The 1,031-nt window shown below is 57.9% G+C and carries 1 protein-coding gene; it reads left to right on the top strand.

Annotated features, from left to right (window positions below; genetic code table 11):
* Positions 1–102 precede the first annotated feature (102 nt).
* Positions 103–951 (top strand): DNA-3-methyladenine glycosylase, encoded by an 849-nt coding sequence (locus tag CW742_RS15160; RefSeq protein WP_292421863.1) that lies wholly within the window; start codon positions 103–105, stop codon positions 949–951.
* Positions 952–1,031: the final 80 nt, after the last annotated feature.

Genomic DNA, 1,031 nt, shown 5'->3' with positions numbered 1-1,031 from the left:
CGCGCCCGGTCCTCCCCGTCCCGTTTGCACCATCCCCAGCGAATAAGAGGGGGAATGGTACATGGTACTCTTTCAACTGCTTTCCACCGCTGGATTATACTCATGCCCTCTATCACCCTTCCCCCCGGCCAGCTGTTCTCGCTCGACCAGACACTCGGCTGCGGCCAGGTCTTCCGCTGGGAGAGGAGTCCCGATGGCACATGGCAGGGGATTGTTGACAACCACGTCATCCGGATACGGCAGGACGGAAACAGGCTCAAATTCAGCGGCGCGCCTGCGGAATTCATCCACCATTACTTCTCTCTCGATGTCGACCTGCCCCGGCTCCTCTCTGCCATTGACAACGATCCCGTGATCCACCGGGCAATCGGAGAGTGCCGCGGCCTGCGGCTTGTGCGCCAGCCTCCCTGGGAGTGCACCGTATCCTATATCTGCTCGACGAACTCCAATATCCCGACCATCCGGCGCAGGATCGGGTTGCTTGCAGAGCGGTTTGGCACCCCGATACGATCCGGGGGCCAGACCTTCTTTACGTTCCCGGAACCGTCCTGCATTTCCTGCGAGGGTCATGAAGGCCTCACGACATGCAGACTCGGGTACCGCCAGCCGTACGTGTACGACACATCCTGCACCATCACTGACGTGAGGTCGTGGGAGCAGAAAATCCGCAGTCTCTCGTACGATGATGCCCGGAAGGAACTGATGAAACTGCAGGGTGTTGGTCCGAAGGCAGCGGACTGCATCCTCCTCTTTGCGTTCCAGAAATACGATGCATTTCCCGTGGATGTCTGGATACGTCGGATCGTAAAAGAACAATACCTTCCGGACCTTCCTGCGGATGCTCCGCTGACAACGAGGGAATACGACCGGATACGGAAGTTTGCAAAGGAGCAGTTCGGGGAGTATTGCGGCTGGGCGCAGGAATACCTGTACGCGGCAAGGATGCTGTAAAAAGAGGAGGGGATTTACGTCCCGATATCCCAGCTGCAGGAATAGTTCTTCTGTTCTTTGGAGAGCGCGTCGATCGAGAG

The organism is Methanoregula sp. (assembly GCF_002835825.1).
Taxonomy (GTDB): domain Archaea; phylum Halobacteriota; class Methanomicrobia; order Methanomicrobiales; family Methanospirillaceae; genus Methanoregula.
The sequence above is the reverse complement of the archived record's forward strand: the minus strand, read 5'-3'. Positions and strand labels throughout refer to the sequence as shown.